A 16,337-nucleotide genomic window follows, 5' to 3' on the forward strand; every position below is an offset into this window, starting at 1 on the left:
GTCGGTACGGGTTGGCCGGCTATCCTTAGCTTAGACTTGCGACTCCCAGTCAGGCAAGAGGCAAAAAATAAGTAGGTAGGTGTTAACAATTGTCAACCCCCCTGATTAAGGGGATCGAACCTAAAATCTATCTTTAATTTAATTAGGGCTTGCTGAATAAATGTGAAATTTAGGCAAGGTAAGGGTTTTGTGGTTTTTCTCGCGAAACAGCTGCAAGATTTTGAGAGAATCGTGCTTCCAAACCTTGCGTCTTCATCAGATTTTCTATCCGAATGCTTCGCCCGTACTTTTTGCCGCAAACCCTAATTATAACCAGCTACTTAGTTCCGCCATAGAACTCCCTTGAGCCATCTTGCACACTTTTCTCTTTTTGTCAAATTTTATGTTAAGAAAGATGTGACTAATGAATAGCTTAATAAAGAGGAATCTGATAATTTTTAACACCTACCCACTTAGCTATCTAGGGACTATTCCTGATAAGATCTAATTTTATACTCCCATCTCCCATGTCGTTAATTCAATGGTATCCTGGTCATATTGCCAAAGCGGAAAGAAAACTCAAGGAACATCTTAAACTCGTGGATGTGGTCCTAGAAGTGCGCGATGCTCGCATTCCTTTAGCCTCCCATCATCCCCAGGTGGACGATTGGATTGGCAATAAACCGCGCTTATTAATCTTAAATCGTCTCGATATGATTCCCGAATCTGCCCAGCAACAATGGGTAACATGGTTTAAAAGTCAAGGAGAAACCGTCTATTTTACTAACGCTAAACAGGGAGAAAGAGTTAAAGCAATTATCAAAGCGGCGGAAAAAATTGGCGATGAAATTAACCAAAAACGTCAACTAAGAGGAATGTTACCGCGTCCAGTGCGGGCCGTGGTGATTGGGTTTCCCAATGTGGGCAAATCTGCCCTGATTAACCGTTTATTGGGGCGAAAAGTCGTTGCCAGCGCCCGCAGGGCCGGAGTAACGCGACAATTACAATGGGTACGAATTTCCGACACCTTAGAATTATTAGACGCGCCGGGGGTGATTCCTTCCCGTTTAGAAAATCAAAAGGATGCGGTGAAATTAGCTATCTGTGAGGATATTGGGGATGCTGGTTATGATAACCAAAGGATAGCGGCGGCTTTTGTCGATTTATTAATAGAATTACAGTATGAAGGACTTTTACAATCTCGTTATGGGTTGAATACTCTAGACATAACCGGGGAGGATTTTATCGAAAAATTGGCCAATCTCAAATATCAAGAAGATAAAGAAAGGGCAGCCATGCAGTTACTCAATGATTTTCGTAAGGGAATAATCGGGGCTATCCCCTTAGAATTGCCCCCTTCCTCTTGAAATCGCCTATTTTTAACTCAATAGTTAATTAACCAATTTGTCAAAATTACCGCCTGTTACTCCACTGAGCTGCCGATAAGATTAAAGAAATCGGTAAAGTTGCGAGGATCGATCGAACTGTGAAGGAAGATAGGGAATAAACGACAGAGATAACAAAGACTATGGGCAAACCGACTGGCTTTATCGAATTCCTGCGTGAACTTCCTTCCGAACTTACCCCCCTCGATCGCCTTCATAATTGGGATGAGTTTCATCTTCCCATGCCAGAAGATAAACTCCGCAATCAGGCCGCCCGTTGTATGGATTGTGGTACACCATTTTGTCACACGGGAACCCTAATTAGTGGCATGGCCAGTGGTTGCCCGATTAATAACCTGATTCCCGAATGGAATGATTTAATCTATCGAGGATTGTGGCGAGAAGCCCTCGATCGCCTCCATAAAACCAATAATTTCCCCGAATTTACCGGTAGAGTCTGCCCCGCTCCCTGTGAGGGTTCCTGTGTTCTCGGTATTCATAATCCCCCCGTTACGATCAAAAATATTGAATGTTCGATTATTGACAAAGGTTGGGAATCTGGGTGGATTACTGCCAATCCCCCCGCCATCCGTACCGGCAAAAAAGTGGCTGTGATTGGTTCCGGACCTGCTGGATTAGCGGCCGCCGACCAGTTAAATAAAGCTGGTCACTGGGTGACGGTTTACGAACGGGCCGACCGACCCGGGGGCCTGTTGATGTACGGCATCCCCAACATGAAGTTAGATAAGGAAGAAGTGGTTCTGCGTCGTCTCCAGATGCTCGAACAGGAAGGGGTAAAAATGGTCTGTAACACGGAAGTGGGCAAGGATATCAGCAGCCAAGACCTATTAAACGAATATGATGCCGTGGTTATCTGTACCGGAGCCACCAAACCCCGGGATTTGAACATTGAAGGTCGCCAATTAAAGGGCATTCACTTCGCCATGGAGTTTCTCACTGCTAATACAAAAGCACTACTAGACGGACAGCCGGGGGAGGATTTTATCTCGGCTGCGGGTAAAGACGTAGTAATTATCGGCGGTGGCGACACGGGAACCGACTGTGTGGGGACTTCCCTGCGTCATAACTGCCGTAGCGTCACCCAATTAGAGATTATGCCGCAACCGCCCCGCGAACGGGCCGCCGATAATCCCTGGCCCGAATGGCCGAAAATCTACCGTCTGGACTATGGACAAGAGGAAGCGGCCGCGCGTTTTGGCGATGACCCCCGGGTTTATACCACCACGGCGACTAAATTCGAGGGGGATAGCGAGGGCAACGTCACAGGGATTCACACGGTACAGGTGGAATGGCAACGCAACGAAAAAGGGCAGTTTATCCCCCAAACGGTGGCAGGAACAGAAAAAGTCATCCCGACGCAATTGGTTCTATTGGCCATGGGATTTTTGGGACCAGAACAGCCTTTACTCGATGATTTAGGCTTAGAAAAGGATGGCCGCAGCAATATCAAGGCCGAACATGGTCAATTTGCCACTAGCTTACCGAAAGTCTTTGCAGCGGGAGATTGTCGTCGTGGTCAAAGTTTGGTGGTTTGGGCGATTAATGAAGGTCGCGGGGCCGCCAGGGAATGCGATCGCTTTTTGATGGGGGCGACGGATTTACCTTAAACCAGTAGTTAGGGACTTGCGTGGGAATAATATCCCAGCCAGAAAATCGCTCTCTAGAAGAATAAGACCAGCCCTAAATGGTACATTATCAAAGCGCAAGTCCCTTACTCCCGCTAAAGGTTAAAGTGATCATGAAACAATAGAATTACTCTAATGAAACTAGATCGTATTACGAGCAATCCAAACCGTATGAATGGGCAACCCTGCATTCGTAATCTTCGCCTTACGGTTCGTCGAGTGATTGAGCTACTGGCAACTTATCCCGATCGAGCAGAATTACATCAAGAGTTTCCGGAACTGGAGGATGAAGATATTCGACAAGCCCTAATTTTTGCCTCTTCTTACTTGGATGATCGCATCATTGAACTTCCTAATCGCTATGAAGCTGTTGCTTGATCAGGGACTACCGCTTTCTGCGGCAACTTTATGCTGACAAGAATATTTCACGTACAAGGTTGGGTTGACGACTGTTACCCAACACCCTCAGAACCAAGATTAAATGCGGTAGGATAGGCATTGGATAGATTTTCTAGATTGCCGTGAGCGAAACCGTCTATATTGAAACCAGTATCTTAGGCTATCTTACTGCTCGACCCAGCAGAGATATTGTTGTGGCCGCAAATATTGAGGTGACGAAGGAGTGGTGGAATACACGTCGCGGCGATTTTCAACTTTACTCATCCCAAGCGGTCGTGAAAGAAACCTCACAAGGTGATGTTGTGATCGCATCTCAACGACTATAAATCCTTGCTAATCTATCTTTACTCGACTTGAACCAAGCTGTGCTAGATTTAGCAGAGCAATTTTTGGAACGCAGCAACCTTCCCGCAAAAGCTGATATTGATGCTGTTCATATCGCCCCCGCAACCGTTCACGGCATGGATTACCTGCTCACCTGGAATTGCAAGCACATCGCCAATGCTCAAATTCAGGGAAAGTTGGCAGAGATCAGCCTTGATTTTGGCTACGAGTTGCCAATTCTTTGTACACCCTATGAACTTCTCGGAGGTTGATTATGTTTCAGGATGAGATTGTGGAAGAGATCCACAAAATTCGTGAAGAGTACTCTCGGTCATTCAATCATGACTTGAAAGCCATCTTTGCTGATTTGCAAAAGCAACAAGCTGAAAGTGGCAGAGAAGTTGTAACCTTATCTCGAAAACACGGTCTAACTTAGCCGTTATACTGAATCGGTTTTTAATAGCATGATTAACTCCCAATCCCACTTTAAAAACCTGCTCCCTTCTCCCCACTGCTGTAACAAAAAACAACTATCCCCCGATAGCGATCGCTAAAGGTCGAATAATTGTAAATTTTTGTCAATGGGTGCGGTCAGATCGAAGAATCATCGCTAGAATGAGCCTAATTGTCAGAAATTTAGTTAAACAAGGTTTTTGGGAATATGCTAATCTGGCTAACAGGCTTTTGGGGGTGATATAGGGAAAACTTCTGGCAATCGCGCCTAAATAGAGTGTTATAAAGAAAGTTGACCTATATCATTACTCTGGAGAGTTTTATGCAGAAAGTTGACCTATAATATGTAGTTAGGCCCTTTTATCAACAAGGATCCACCATGCCCACACTGAAGACTTACCGATTGTTCATCAGCCACTCGTGGACTTACGGAGACGCTTACGAGAAGCTTGGGAAGTTCTTTGATGAGCACCCCAACTTCACTTGGGAAGATTATTCCGTACCAAAGGATGACCCAATTCACAACGCTAAGAACGACTCCGAGTTGTATGCGGCAATCAAAGCTCAAATTGCTCCAGTCAACTGCGTCGTGATGCTTGCGGGCGTCTACAGCACTTACTCAAAGTGGATCAACAAAGAAATACAGATTTCAAAGACCGACTACAACAAGCCCATCATTGCTGTCGAGCCATGGGCTTCTGAGAAGACATCACAGATAGTGAAAGACAACGCTGATGCGATTGTGAAATGGCAAAGCAAGTCAATTGTTGATGCCATCCGTAATCACGCTATTTGATCTGTTCGGCGGATAATATGGGTCTCATCGGTCTCATCAGACGGAACAAAAAGTCTTACGGCACCGAATTCGAAAAGCACCTCTTCGAACAATACAAGCTGTATGTCGAGATGGCCGATCGGATCAGTGCAAGACGAATGCTGGCCAATTCATTCTTTGTTGGCGTTCACACAGCGCTGATTACGGCCTTCACAGTTCTGCTAAAGGAAAAAGTACTTCAGCCAACCTTGCTTGGCCTCACACCGTTCATTGCAGTAATTCTCCTTTGCTTTGTGTGGTGGCGCACAGTTGACTCATATCGTCAACTCAACTCGGCTAAATTCAAGGTCGTCCATGCACTTGAGCAAATGTTGCCGGTCGCGCCATATGACGTGGAGTGGGTTGAACTGGGGTCGGGAAAGGACAGGAAAAAATATCTTCCGCTTACACACGTTGAGAACTGGGTTCCAGTTTGCTTTGGATTCTTGTATGTTCTTCTTGCTGCCACCTTCTACTGCAAGGGCTAACAAGCCCCTCGAATGCGATCGCCGATCTTGTAGGGTGCGTTCCCTAATGCAAGTCCTACTGCTCCACTAATAGATTTTGGGGAACGCACCATGCCCATTGATTGAAGTTGTGGGTTTAAGTGCGATGCCGCTCTGGTGGTCCCAGTTGGGGAATGTTAGCGAAAATTCCCAATGTTTAGGTTAAAATAGAGGGCAAAAGTTGCCCCAGGGTCAAGCCAATGACAGTTCGTCAACCCCGCTACAGCAAAGAAGAATTCGCTCGACGTGGTAATGAGATTTATGAATCTCAGGTACGTTCTCAAGTGGAGGAGGGAAATCACGGGAGAATTGTGGCGATCAACATCGAAACTGGAGCGTTTGAGCTTGCCGACGATACGATTACTGCTACCGATCATCTCTAGGAGCGTGTCCCTGATGCTCAACCTTGGCTGATTCGGATTGGACATAGAGCCGTCTTCCGTTTTGGCAGTCGCAGCCAGAGAAAGCGAGTATGATGTGTGGGGATGGGTCTTTTGTATGGCTTTAAACTTCAGATTTAGGCAGTGGAAGGTGGGCGCGTTACAATTGAGGCGCTATGACTCAGCCAAAGTTATCGGTGAAGACGGTCTAACTTTACCGTTATACTGAATCGGTTTTTAATAGCATGATTAACCCCCAATCCAACTTGAAAAACCCGCTCCCTTCTCCCCGCCCTCCTATACCTTTTAAACAGGATTTAGTATGACTATCTAGGGTTTGCTGAATAAGTACGGGCGAAGCATTCGGATAGAAAATCTACGTTTTCACCGATAGGTTATTGCCCGAATGCTTCGCCCCTACAGGACGCGGGCCGATGAAGACGCAAGGTTTTGAACGACGATTCTCTCAAAATCTTGCACCTGTGGGAGCGAGAAAAGCCCCAAAACCCTTACTTTGCCTACATTTCAAATTTATTCAGCAAACCCTATCTAAATTACTCGTTAAGACTGTCTATGAGCAGGGAGCAGGGAGAAAAAACCTGACTCCCGATGACTGAAAGCTGATCACTGACAAAACCTATCCCAAAACGATCGAATCGCGCAGGGATTGAATTTCCTCGGTTTGTAAACGCGCTCCAAAAGTAGAAACCACCCGGGCAGCCGCTAGAGAAGCGAGATTTCCCGCCCCTTTGTAACCCATACCGTGGGTAATACCGTAGAGAAAAGCCCCCGCGTACATATCCCCCGCACCGACGGTATCGATCGCCTGTACGGGATGGGGGTCAATTTCCAGGAGATTTTCGCCATCATAGATCAAAGAACCACTGGCACCCCGGGTGATAGCGAATCCTTTGGCAATGGTTTTAAAATAGGCGATCGCTGACTCGATTTCCTCGCTGCCGGAAATAGTCAAAGCTTCCGACTCATTAGCGAAAACGAAATCTAACCCGGTTCCGATCATTTCCAGTAATCCCTCCCGGAAGAAGATCGCCATATTGGGATCCGACAGGGATAAAGCGGTTTTGACTCCAGCCGCCTGAGCAATTTCTCGCCCTTTAATAGCGGCAGCTTTGGCAGTGGGAGAGGTGACGAGATAACCTTCGAGATAGAGATAATCGGCATTAGCGATCGCTGAGGGGACTAATTCCCGTTCGGAAATTTCCCCAGTGATGCCGAGAAAAGTATTCATGGTGCGATCGGCATCGGGAGTGACGAAAACTAGACATTTTCCCGTGATTCCCACCTCTTTTTCGCCGCCGTGTTCATTGGTATGCAAACCACAGGCGCGCAGATCTTGTAGATAAAACTTGCCTAATTCGTCATTGCCCACTTTACAGGAATAGAAACCTTTACCCCCCAACTGAGCGATCGCTACTAGGGTATTCGCCGCCGATCCGCCACCGCTGCGTTTACAATCAAGAGCCAATTTTTCCATCAACTGGGTTTGACGATTTTCGTCCACCAGCGTCATCACTCCTTTATCGATGCCTAATTCTTGCAGTAATTCAGGAGAGACTGGAAATTCCATATCGACGAGCGCGTTACCGATCCCATAAACGTTGTATTGTTTGCCCATAATTTAGTCGATCGCCTAAAAATACTTTGTTATTGATAGTAGGGAAATAAGGGGCAAAAAGCTAGGGGCTTTTTTCAGCCAGAGAATACCATAATCAAAAATAATGGGTGTGCTAGTCTCACACCCCCAGTAATTTTTGTTAAGTTTTGTTTAACTAAGCAACCTTAAGCCTCATCGTAGGCTTCTAGATCCAACAGATAAAGATAAGGTTCGGCTAATTCCTGCCTTTGAAAAGCGATCGCTCGCAACAGATGCCAATCCCGCAAAGCCTCGAAGGGGTTGCTATACTCATCTTTTTCTAGTCGTTCGGCTAAAGAAGCAATATCAGCGGCGGTATATTTGGCAATATCTTGATCAGTGAAGCTTATAACTGTCATTTCTGCACCTTCCTCGACCTTTGTTCTGTTTCTAGCCTAACATATATTCTGAGTTGAAAAAATGTCTTCCCCGCCAAGTTAAGAACTGTAAATGAAAGGGTAATTGTGCTACAATTCCAGCAAAAAAGCTATTTTTGATTGATCTTCTATGAAAACAGCCCTCATTACTGGTGCTTCCACTGGTATCGGTGTCGTCTTTGCCCGTCAACTTGCCCAACGGCAAATGGAGCTAATTTTAGTCGCTAGATCTAGGGATAAACTAGAACAATTAGCAGCGGAATTGGGGGAACAATACGGGGTAAAAGTGACGGTTATCGTCCAAGATCTGACCGTTGCTGGGGCGGGAAAGCTAGTATATGATACGGTGAACCAAAAAGGAATCAACGTCGATTTACTGGTAAATAATGCCGGTTTTGGTGATTATGGCGCTTTTAGCGAGCGGGATTTAGCTCGACAGTTAGAAATGATCCAGTTAAATAATCTGGTATTGGTGGAATTAAGCCACTATTTTCTCCGTCCCATGCTTGCTGGTGCTGGGGGGGCAATTATCAATGTTGCTTCCATTGCCGGGTTTCAACCGCTCCCCTATCTTTCCGTCTATGCGGCGACAAAAGCCTTTGTCCTCAGTTTTAGCGAGTCTCTCTGGGCAGAAAATAAAGACAAAGGCGTTGAAATCCTTGCTCTTTGCCCCGGTCCGACGGAATCGAATTTTTTTGAGGTGGCCCGATTTCCCAGTGCCTTTATGGGCAAAAACGGCCGGTTAGATTCGGCGGAAGTGGTGGTACAAGAGGCTTTAACTGCCTTGGCAAACAAACGCCCCAACGTGGTAGCCGGTAAATTGGCTAATAAAATTATCGTCAATCTGCCCCGTTTTTTACCCAGAAGTTGGATCGTGTCTTTGATAGAAAAGCAATTCAAGCTATAACTAGGGTCTGCTGAAAAAGTTTTTCCGGGGGGTAGGGTGTGGGGTTTTACATATTTTCAGGGAAAAAGTAGCTCAATTTCCCCCGGATTACCCCCATGGCTGACACTTTTTAATGGCGAAAAAGTCTAAAAGTTTTATCCAACAAGGTTGTTAGATTTATGGCGCAAAATCGAGCTTTGTCAAGGGGTGGTTTGATTAACTTTTAGCATCTCAACCAGAATATTATGGGCATCCTTGGCTGATTCTAGGGTGCGCTCAAAAGGTATTCTAATTGTTTGACTCTCCCCTAATTTTTCTACGGCTAAATCCATGCCTTCGGGATCGATGAATAGCATTTGAGCGGTTTCTGCATCGGTAATATTGCCGTAAACTTGAGCGTAGAAAAGCACGGCATCACCGTGATCCTTGTTCATGTGTTTACAGATGCGATCGCTAATGGCGGGAGTGATAGTTTCAGACATAAGATTCTGGAAAAAAATCGATGATTGAGGTGGGGACGGATAAAAGCTAGTTCTAAATCGAGGCCAATGGGGGCATATTAGTTAGGGTAGCCTAATTAATCGCCAATTGCCAGATAATTTGGGCGTGGACATGGGAGACATCAATGATAAGTTTAATATTATTTTCTTGACAAAAATCCTTAATTGTGCATTGCTCTAATTGTCCCACTGAAGGTCAATCGGGGTAGAGAGTAAAGTCCGGGGCTGCCCGCGCATTTAATACTAAATCCGTTGAGTATAGGCTACTTAGGAGGATAGGCAAGAGGCAAGAGGCAAAAGGAGGAATAGATAATCAGTCTTTAATAACTGGATTTAGTATAAATTGCCTGTTGAGATGAAACAAGAGGCAACAGTAAAGGGATTGGGAGAGATTGAGCTAATCGGATAGGCGATTAAAATGCCTCTTAGCTTAAAACCCCACACCCTGCCCCCACCAAAAAACTTTTTCAGCACACCCTATATATTTTATCGTTCACAACCGACAACAGAAGCGGTGTAGGTATTACCGATGTGCTGAATACCATTGACAAAAAGATTGACTAGAAAAGGTTGATCATTTGCCCGGACTGTGGCAGTAATTGTTAAGGGTTTATCGGGTTCGATTCGTACTCCATTAGTATTAAAAAATTCCTCGTTAGTTTGATCGCTATACTTGAGAAACAGCCGGATATCGAAGGAGGCAGCCCGGGGGACAGAAACCGTAACGATAAACCTCTGAAAACGTCTCCCCCCCGGCACTGCCCAATCGGTATTCCAATTATTACGAGTTATCGTGACACCGAAAGGCCCTGGAACAGTGGGTTGTGAGACGCTTTTGGTAACTTCACTACCTTCACCCCCTAATAAAGAAAGTGGCCGACAATTTTGCGCCGCTGCCGGTAGATGTAAGCTTAATAATACCGCCGATAGACCCAATAACCCAGTGATAGAGGTTAATTTCATCATTGATTTTGTCTCCAATTAATAGAACCTATCCAAAAATTATAGATGATCATGACGGTAAAAAAACGGTAATTTAGCTTAATTGAGCTAAATTCCGAAAAAATGCTGATCATCAACCTGAATTCTCAAAAACGGTGTTAAAATTGATTCATAATTTCCATATAAATATGTTCTAACTGTACCGTCTGACGGGCGAGAGAATCAATATTAATGCCATCGAATGCCTGAATAATCTCGCTTAATTCTAGATGTTCATCTAACCAAAAAGCTAAATCTTTACCGTAAAATTTGGGAGTAAATCCTAATTGTTTCCCTCGATTAATTGCCGCTTCTTGATCCTGGGTATCCATGATAATAATTTCCTTAGCAGGAATATGCTGACGCAGCTGATTTAAATTACCTTCGGCAATAATACGACCTTGTTTTAAAATGCCGATACGTTGACAGAGACGCTGTGCTTCATCGAGGAGATGGGTAGTTAATAAAATTGTCATTCCCTGTCGCCGTAATTCTCCGATTAAATCCCAAATTTCATAGCGAGATTCGATGTCTAAACCAGTAGTTGGTTCATCGAGAATTAATAATTTTGGCTGATGAACAATAGCCACGGCAATATTCATCCGGCGCTGCATTCCACCGCTTAAAGTTTCCACCGGACTACGGGCGCGATCGAGCAAATTTACTGCGGATAAACTGCTTTTAATCCGATGACGACGCTGGGGGCGATCGAGTCCATAAATCTGAGCAAAAAAGTTGAGATTTTCCTCACAAGTAAGGGATTTGTACAATAAATTTTCTTGTGGGGCAACCCCAATTAATTCTTTAGTAACTCTCGAAATTGGCAAATAATTAAAGGTAATTTCTCCCGATGAGGGTTTTAATAAATTACAAATTAAGTTAATAGTGGTGGTTTTTCCCGCACCATTTGGACCAAGTAAACCGTAAATTTCCCCCGCTTCAATATGAAAGTTTAATTGATCTAATACTAAGCGTCTTCCGTAATTTTTTTTGACATTACTAATAGTCAGCATTTTTAATAAAGTAATAAGGATAGTCAGAAGTCAGGAAGCAGGATTAGGGAGTGTAAGATATGGGAAGACAAATCAATAAATACTCTTGCCTTTTCTAACTGATAACTGATAACTGATAACTGATCACTGATTTACAATCGGCGTTCAAGGTTTAACATTTGTCGATAGGTAAGCCAACCACCTGCTACCATAGCTAGAGCAAAAAGACAGAGAAAGCGAAAATGAGAGCTAATATCTTCTAGATTTTCGCCCTTTGCCCAAACAGCAATTAAAGCTTCATTCATGTGGTAGATCGGGTTATATTTAGCCAGAGATAGAATATTGTCGGGGAATAAAGCAGTCGGAAGAAAAACGCCGCCTAAAATTAATAAAGGAACCCCAAAAGTTCCCACCAAAGCATTAACATCTTCTGTTCTTTTCGCCAGTTGAGTACCGAGGATAAATCCTAAACCCACATAGGCGGTGATACTAAGGAAAATAATTAATAATTCTAGAGGAATTGAGCCTTTAAAAGTGGCTCCATACTGTTTAGCAATAGAATAAACTAAAACTGTCTGACAGGCAGCAATCACACAATGGGCGAGAAAAATGCCGATAAAATAGGAAACACCGCTTAAAGGCGATAAAAATAACCGTTTAATCGTTTGTTGTTCCCTTTCTGCTACTACCGTCGCCACGGTTCCCCCCAAACAACTAAAGAAAAGTGCCGCCCCGACGAGGGTGGGAGGAGTAGCCAGAGCCATTGCCTCAGCAAGCTCAATTTTGCCTTTTTCTGCCATAATATAGCCATTTAAGAGCAGGACAAGTATCGGGAAAATGCCCCAGAGAATTAAGCTACGCCCGCGCCGGATTAATTCCACTAAAATTCGTTGAGCGATCGCTAAAATTTCCTGCCAATATTTCATAGAATGTTAGTGTAATTGTTTCTCCCTGTAGAGAAATGAGTTTTTCTACTTTGTGACTTAGGCTTATTGTAAGTGTTCCAGAGCTTGATCGGCACGCAATCTTACCACTATTTCCGCTTCTGTCTCCCCAATCTGTCCTAAAAGTTCCCGAATCGCCCCGCGAAATGCCGCCGCCGCAGTTCCTAATCCCTCCAATCCGATGATCGCCGCATATCTAACCACCCACTCTGGATCCCCTTGCAAAAGTTTCTCCAGTGCCGCAAAAACAGCCTTCTGAGCCTCAGAAACCCGACTTTTCTCCAAATCAGACCAAATTATATTTCCTAAGCCCCTAGCCGCCCCTCGCCGCACACTAAAGGAAAAATCACTCACCGCCGCCTCAAGTAATAAGTCCAATCCTCGCACATCGCCAATTCCTGCTAGGGCGCGGGTTGCCCAAGCTCTCGCCCCATAATTATAACCGTCTAGGTTGGCTAGTAAATAGGGAACCGCCGCTTTGCCGATGGCGATTAAACCATCCACGGCTGCCACGGAGGCGCCGGGGTTGTTATATCTCAGCACATCGGTGAGGGTGGGTATTGCCGCTTCACTTTTGGCGGCGGCTAAGTTTTCCACGGCGGTTAGTAACTCATTAGCTGAGTCGGCTTTTTCGACGGCGATAATTAAAGTCTCAACGGTGGGAAGCATTGGTTATCAGTGGAGGGGATGAGGAGTTGGGGGTTGGGGTGTGGGGAAGTGGGGTGTGGGGTGTGGGGAAGTGGGGAAGTGGGGAGAATAAATAAAATAATCTCCTGTCTCCTGTCTCCTGACGACCGGCTACTGACTCCTAACTCCTATCTCCTAACCCCACCAAGAAACTTTTAAAGATAATTTTATCGCCAAACTTTTTTCTGTAAAATCTGACTAATTTCTTGGGAAAAAGGACAATCATCGGGAAAGTTAAAAGATTGATAATCGGGGTTATCTCGCAAGCTTTTTAAAGCCGTGGCATAGCAATCTAAAAATACTTGATCCCAGTAGGGTTTTAAACTAGGAGAATCTCTCAAAAGTTCCCCTAGTTCCCGTTGACTGCGCCTAATAGTTTCTTGCCAACCTCGATAATCCTCAACGTAATCAGTATAGCAAAGTTTGAGGCATTGTTCTAAGATGGTGGTTAACCGGTTGCGGAGTTCACGTTTTTGACTTCTGCCCAAACTTTCTATCTCCTCGATCAAGTTTTCCCAGTCAACTTGATCAAAGTTTTTTTGTCTTAACAGAGTGATTGTCTCGTTCAGCCAGCCGACATAATCAGTTTGAATTAGCATAAAAACCTCTGGATTGCATCGGTTTTAATTTAGATACAAAATAACCAATGATTAATTACAATAAACTATCCATTAAAGTGAGAATTTCCGAGATATTTTCGCCCCTAGAATTAGTTTTTAGATGGTTTTCTAAAAGTTCCTTGAGAGCAACCAGTTTCAGACTATTTTCCGCCAAAGTATTAGCGATCGCACGGGCAGCTGGCAGATAACCCGTAGCACCTAAATCCATTAAAGCAGAACGACGCAGTTGTAATTCTTCCCCTTGCAAGGCATTAATCAGAATATCGCCATAGTGGGGGTTAGCCGTGAGTTGATAGAGGGCGCGGGCAGCCGCATAACGCACTTTTTCGACGAAATGCCTTAAAAATGGTTCGATGAGGGGAATCGCTTCCGTCGCTTGCAGGGTTCCCAAGGCTTCGATAATCGCTTCGTAGGGTTGGAATAAATGGGGTTTTCCCGCCACTAAAACAGCCCCTTCGATGCCACCCTCTAATAGTTTCTTTAAAGGTGCGATCGCGCTTCGATCCTGAAGCATTTCCAATGCCTGGGCAGCCGATTCGCGCACATAATAATCTTCACAGTCGAGACAGGCAATCAAAGCGGGAACACAACTGAGATCATCTAATTTCCCTAAAGCGCTGGCAGCATTGCGTCGCAGGGGATAACCGCCATCGGGAGTGCGATCGCTTTCGTCCTCTAAAGCGGCAATTAAGGCCGAAATCGCCTCCGGTTGACGAACACGAAATCTACCCAACCACCAAGCAGCATAATAACGCGCGCCTAGGTCTTCTCTTTGCTGGATATTAGCGATCGCTTGTTCAACGGTATAGGCCGGATTATCGACGGCAGCAGAGTAAGAATCGCTCATAGACAAGTGAAAATGGGTGTGGGGTGTAGGGTGTGGGGTGTGGGGTGTGGGGTGTGGGGGGATGGGGAGAATAAATAAAACCTGTCTCCTGTCTCGCGTCTCCTGACTCCTGACTCCTGACTCGGAGAATACTGATGACTGACTCAGTTTTTCATAGTTGCCGCACCCTTGCCAATACCAGAATAAATTAAACCCCGTTGAGCATCGAGACTAATGATCACCCCTTCGCGGATAATTTTCGTGGCATCTTTAACCCCGACAATCACAGGAATACCCAATTTTAAACCGATAGTAGCGGCGTGATTATTCATCGCGGTATCTTCGGTGATAATTCCGCCAGCTTTCCGCATCATATCCACATATTCGGCGCTGGTGGTGGGAACGACTAAAATCTCCCCGTTACTAAAACTACCCACTTCTCGGGCATTATGGGCTACTCGCGCCCGGCCACTGGCCACACCCTGGCCGATACCCGTACCCTTGCCCAAAAGGGATTTTACCACTTCCACCTTAATTAAATCCGTGGAACCGGCCACCCCTTGCAGAGTTCCCGCCGTCATCACCACTAAATCACCATCCGCGAGGAGGTTATTTTCCTGAGCAAGATTCATCGCCACTTGAAAAGTTTGGCTAGTGGAGGGTAAATCGAGCAATAACATCGGTTTTACCCCCCAAACTAGCTGTAACTGCTGTGCCACTTCCCGATGGGGAGTAACGGCTAAAATCGGGGTTTTAGGGCGAAATCTGGAGACATTACGGGCAGTAGAGCCGGTTTTTGTCAGGGTAATAATTGCCGCTGCCCCCAATTGTTCGGCAATTTGACTAACTGCCGAGGAAATAGCGTTAGGAATCGATTGTTTATTGTTAGAGCGAGCGGTACTGTTGATCTGTTCCCGTTCGATCCTTTCGGCAATGCGGGCCATGGTTGCCACCGCTTCGATGGGATAATGACCCACAGCCGTTTCATTGGAAAGCATGACCGCATCAGTGCCATCTAAAATCGCATTGGCCACGTCCGAAACCTCGGCACGGGTGGGACGAGGATTACTGGCCATACTGTCAAGCATTTGAGTGGCGGTGATAATCGGGATGCCTAGCTGATTAGCGGTGTTAATCAGGCGTTTTTGCAGGATTGGCACGTCTTCGGCTGGTAATTCTACTCCTAAATCCCCCCTAGCCACCATAACACCATCACAGAGGGATAAAATTGCCTCCATTTCCTCGATCGCTTCGTGTTTTTCAATTTTAGCGATCACGGGGATAGATTTCCCCGCACTGGCGATTAATTCTTTAATTTCGAGGATATCTTGGGGATTACGCACAAAACTAAGGGCGATCCAATCCACATCCCACAGCAGTCCGAACATTAAATCCTTTTTGTCCTTATCGGTTAAAGCTTTCACCGACAGATAGACGTTGGGAAAATTTACCCCTTTATTACTGGATAAGACACCCCCAACCACCACGCGACAGGACAGGTCGCCTTTCAGGCGATCCACTGATTCCACCCGCATTTCGACTTTACCATCATCGAGCAGAATTCTCGAACCTTCTGGGACTTCTTGGGCCAGAGAGGGATAGCTAATGGAACTGATTTCCTGATTACATTCCACATCCCTAGAAGTAAGGATAAAGGGTTCCCCCGGTTTCAGGGTAATCGACCCACAGGCAAATTTACCTAAACGAATTTTTGGCCCCTGTAGATCCTGAAGGATGCCAATCGGTTGATTGAGTTCAAAGGCTAACTGACGGATCAGGTTAATGCTGTGACGATGGTAATCGTGATCGCCATGGGAAAAGTTTAATCTAAATGTCGTCGCCCCCGCCTTGATCATCTGACGTAATGTTTCCTTATTTTGCGAGGCTGGGCCAATCGTGGCCACAATTTTAGTGCGACGGGGGAAAGACAGAGAGTGCATAGATAAGCAACTAAATAGGCGAAGTAAATATAGCAGCGTTTGGG

General features: G+C 45.4%; 17 protein-coding genes and 2 pseudogenes. 9 read left to right on the forward strand and 10 right to left on the reverse strand.

The window, feature by feature from the left end; genetic code table 11:
• Positions 1 to 506: 506 nt before the first annotated feature.
• The 8 genes and pseudogenes from ylqF to ACQY1Y_RS10255 all read left to right on the forward strand — a co-directional run bounded on the left by ylqF (position 507) and on the right by ACQY1Y_RS10255 (position 5,982).
• Entirely contained in the window at positions 507 to 1,346 is an 840-nt protein-coding gene (ylqF, locus tag ACQY1Y_RS10220) for a ribosome biogenesis GTPase YlqF (protein ID WP_002732450.1), read from the forward strand.
• Positions 1,347 to 1,507: 161 nt separating this feature from the next.
• Positions 1,508 to 2,992: a glutamate synthase subunit beta gene (locus tag ACQY1Y_RS10225; protein ID WP_430014507.1), complete on the forward strand. Its 1,485-nt coding sequence runs from the start codon at positions 1,508 to 1,510 to the stop codon at positions 2,990 to 2,992.
• 153 nt (positions 2,993 to 3,145) lie between these two features.
• On the forward strand, positions 3,146 to 3,388 hold the full coding sequence (locus ACQY1Y_RS10230; RefSeq protein ID WP_002761871.1) for a DUF433 domain-containing protein: 243 nt from the start codon (positions 3,146 to 3,148) through the stop codon (positions 3,386 to 3,388).
• A 143-nt stretch (positions 3,389 to 3,531) separates the two neighbouring features.
• Positions 3,532 to 4,005: pseudogene (locus tag ACQY1Y_RS10235) on the forward strand (type II toxin-antitoxin system VapC family toxin).
• Positions 4,006 to 4,007: 2 nt separating this feature from the next.
• Positions 4,008 to 4,169, forward strand: a complete 162-nt coding sequence (locus ACQY1Y_RS10240) for a hypothetical protein (protein ID WP_192575067.1) — start codon at positions 4,008 to 4,010, stop codon at positions 4,167 to 4,169.
• A gap of 396 nt (positions 4,170 to 4,565) precedes the next feature.
• Positions 4,566 to 4,982, forward strand: coding sequence for a TIR domain-containing protein (locus tag ACQY1Y_RS10245; RefSeq protein WP_430014508.1), 417 nt, complete (start codon positions 4,566 to 4,568; stop codon positions 4,980 to 4,982).
• A 17-nt stretch (positions 4,983 to 4,999) separates the two neighbouring features.
• Complete coding sequence (locus tag ACQY1Y_RS10250; RefSeq protein WP_430014509.1) at positions 5,000 to 5,488, forward strand: RipA family octameric membrane protein; 489 nt, start codon at positions 5,000 to 5,002, stop codon at positions 5,486 to 5,488.
• A gap of 218 nt (positions 5,489 to 5,706) precedes the next feature.
• A pseudogene (locus tag ACQY1Y_RS10255) lies at positions 5,707 to 5,982 on the forward strand (hypothetical protein).
• Positions 5,983 to 6,523: 541 nt separating this feature from the next.
• Here ACQY1Y_RS10255 and ACQY1Y_RS10260 read toward each other — a convergent pair.
• Both ACQY1Y_RS10260 and isiD read right to left on the reverse strand, forming a co-directional pair.
• Positions 6,524 to 7,522: an adenosine kinase gene (locus ACQY1Y_RS10260; protein WP_149106478.1), complete on the reverse strand. Its 999-nt coding sequence runs from the start codon at positions 7,520 to 7,522 to the stop codon at positions 6,524 to 6,526.
• A gap of 164 nt (positions 7,523 to 7,686) precedes the next feature.
• Complete coding sequence (isiD, locus tag ACQY1Y_RS10265; RefSeq protein ID WP_002732311.1) at positions 7,687 to 7,899, reverse strand: protein IsiD; 213 nt, start codon at positions 7,897 to 7,899, stop codon at positions 7,687 to 7,689.
• Positions 7,900 to 8,047: 148 nt separating this feature from the next.
• On the opposite strand from isiD, the gene ACQY1Y_RS10270 reads away from it, so the two are divergent.
• On the forward strand, positions 8,048 to 8,824 hold the full coding sequence (locus tag ACQY1Y_RS10270) for an SDR family NAD(P)-dependent oxidoreductase (protein ID WP_193977813.1): 777 nt from the start codon (positions 8,048 to 8,050) through the stop codon (positions 8,822 to 8,824).
• Positions 8,825 to 9,003: 179 nt separating this feature from the next.
• Here ACQY1Y_RS10270 and ACQY1Y_RS10275 read toward each other — a convergent pair whose 3' ends face one another.
• The 8 genes from ACQY1Y_RS10275 to pyk form a co-directional block, all read right to left on the reverse strand.
• On the reverse strand, positions 9,004 to 9,285 hold the full coding sequence (locus ACQY1Y_RS10275) for a DUF2470 domain-containing protein (RefSeq protein ID WP_002774821.1): 282 nt from the start codon (positions 9,283 to 9,285) through the stop codon (positions 9,004 to 9,006).
• Positions 9,286 to 9,789: 504 nt separating this feature from the next.
• Positions 9,790 to 10,269 (reverse strand): hypothetical protein, encoded by a 480-nt coding sequence (locus tag ACQY1Y_RS10280; protein WP_002774825.1) that lies wholly within the window; start codon positions 10,267 to 10,269, stop codon positions 9,790 to 9,792.
• Positions 10,270 to 10,403: 134 nt separating this feature from the next.
• A complete protein-coding gene (locus tag ACQY1Y_RS10285) occupies positions 10,404 to 11,297 on the reverse strand; it encodes an ABC transporter ATP-binding protein (RefSeq protein WP_002732759.1) in 894 nt (297 codons plus the stop codon).
• A gap of 131 nt (positions 11,298 to 11,428) precedes the next feature.
• Positions 11,429 to 12,202 carry an ABC transporter permease gene (locus ACQY1Y_RS10290; protein WP_002734025.1) on the reverse strand — a complete coding sequence of 258 codons (774 nt, stop codon included), beginning with the start codon at positions 12,200 to 12,202 and terminating at the stop codon, positions 11,429 to 11,431.
• A 63-nt stretch (positions 12,203 to 12,265) separates the two neighbouring features.
• Positions 12,266 to 12,889: a HEAT repeat domain-containing protein gene (locus ACQY1Y_RS10295; protein WP_430014510.1), complete on the reverse strand. Its 624-nt coding sequence runs from the start codon at positions 12,887 to 12,889 to the stop codon at positions 12,266 to 12,268.
• A 185-nt stretch (positions 12,890 to 13,074) separates the two neighbouring features.
• Positions 13,075 to 13,506: a DUF29 domain-containing protein gene (locus ACQY1Y_RS10300; RefSeq protein ID WP_002732680.1), complete on the reverse strand. Its 432-nt coding sequence runs from the start codon at positions 13,504 to 13,506 to the stop codon at positions 13,075 to 13,077.
• Positions 13,507 to 13,561: 55 nt separating this feature from the next.
• Positions 13,562 to 14,374, reverse strand: a complete 813-nt coding sequence (locus ACQY1Y_RS10305; protein ID WP_430014511.1) for a HEAT repeat domain-containing protein — start codon at positions 14,372 to 14,374, stop codon at positions 13,562 to 13,564.
• Positions 14,375 to 14,517: 143 nt separating this feature from the next.
• On the reverse strand, positions 14,518 to 16,293 hold the full coding sequence (pyk, locus tag ACQY1Y_RS10310; RefSeq protein WP_002774839.1) for a pyruvate kinase: 1,776 nt from the start codon (positions 16,291 to 16,293) through the stop codon (positions 14,518 to 14,520).
• Positions 16,294 to 16,337: the final 44 nt, after the last annotated feature.

The organism is Microcystis ichthyoblabe FBCC-A1114 (genome assembly GCF_050500245.1).
Taxonomy (GTDB): domain Bacteria; phylum Cyanobacteriota; class Cyanobacteriia; order Cyanobacteriales; family Microcystaceae; genus Microcystis; species Microcystis ichthyoblabe_A.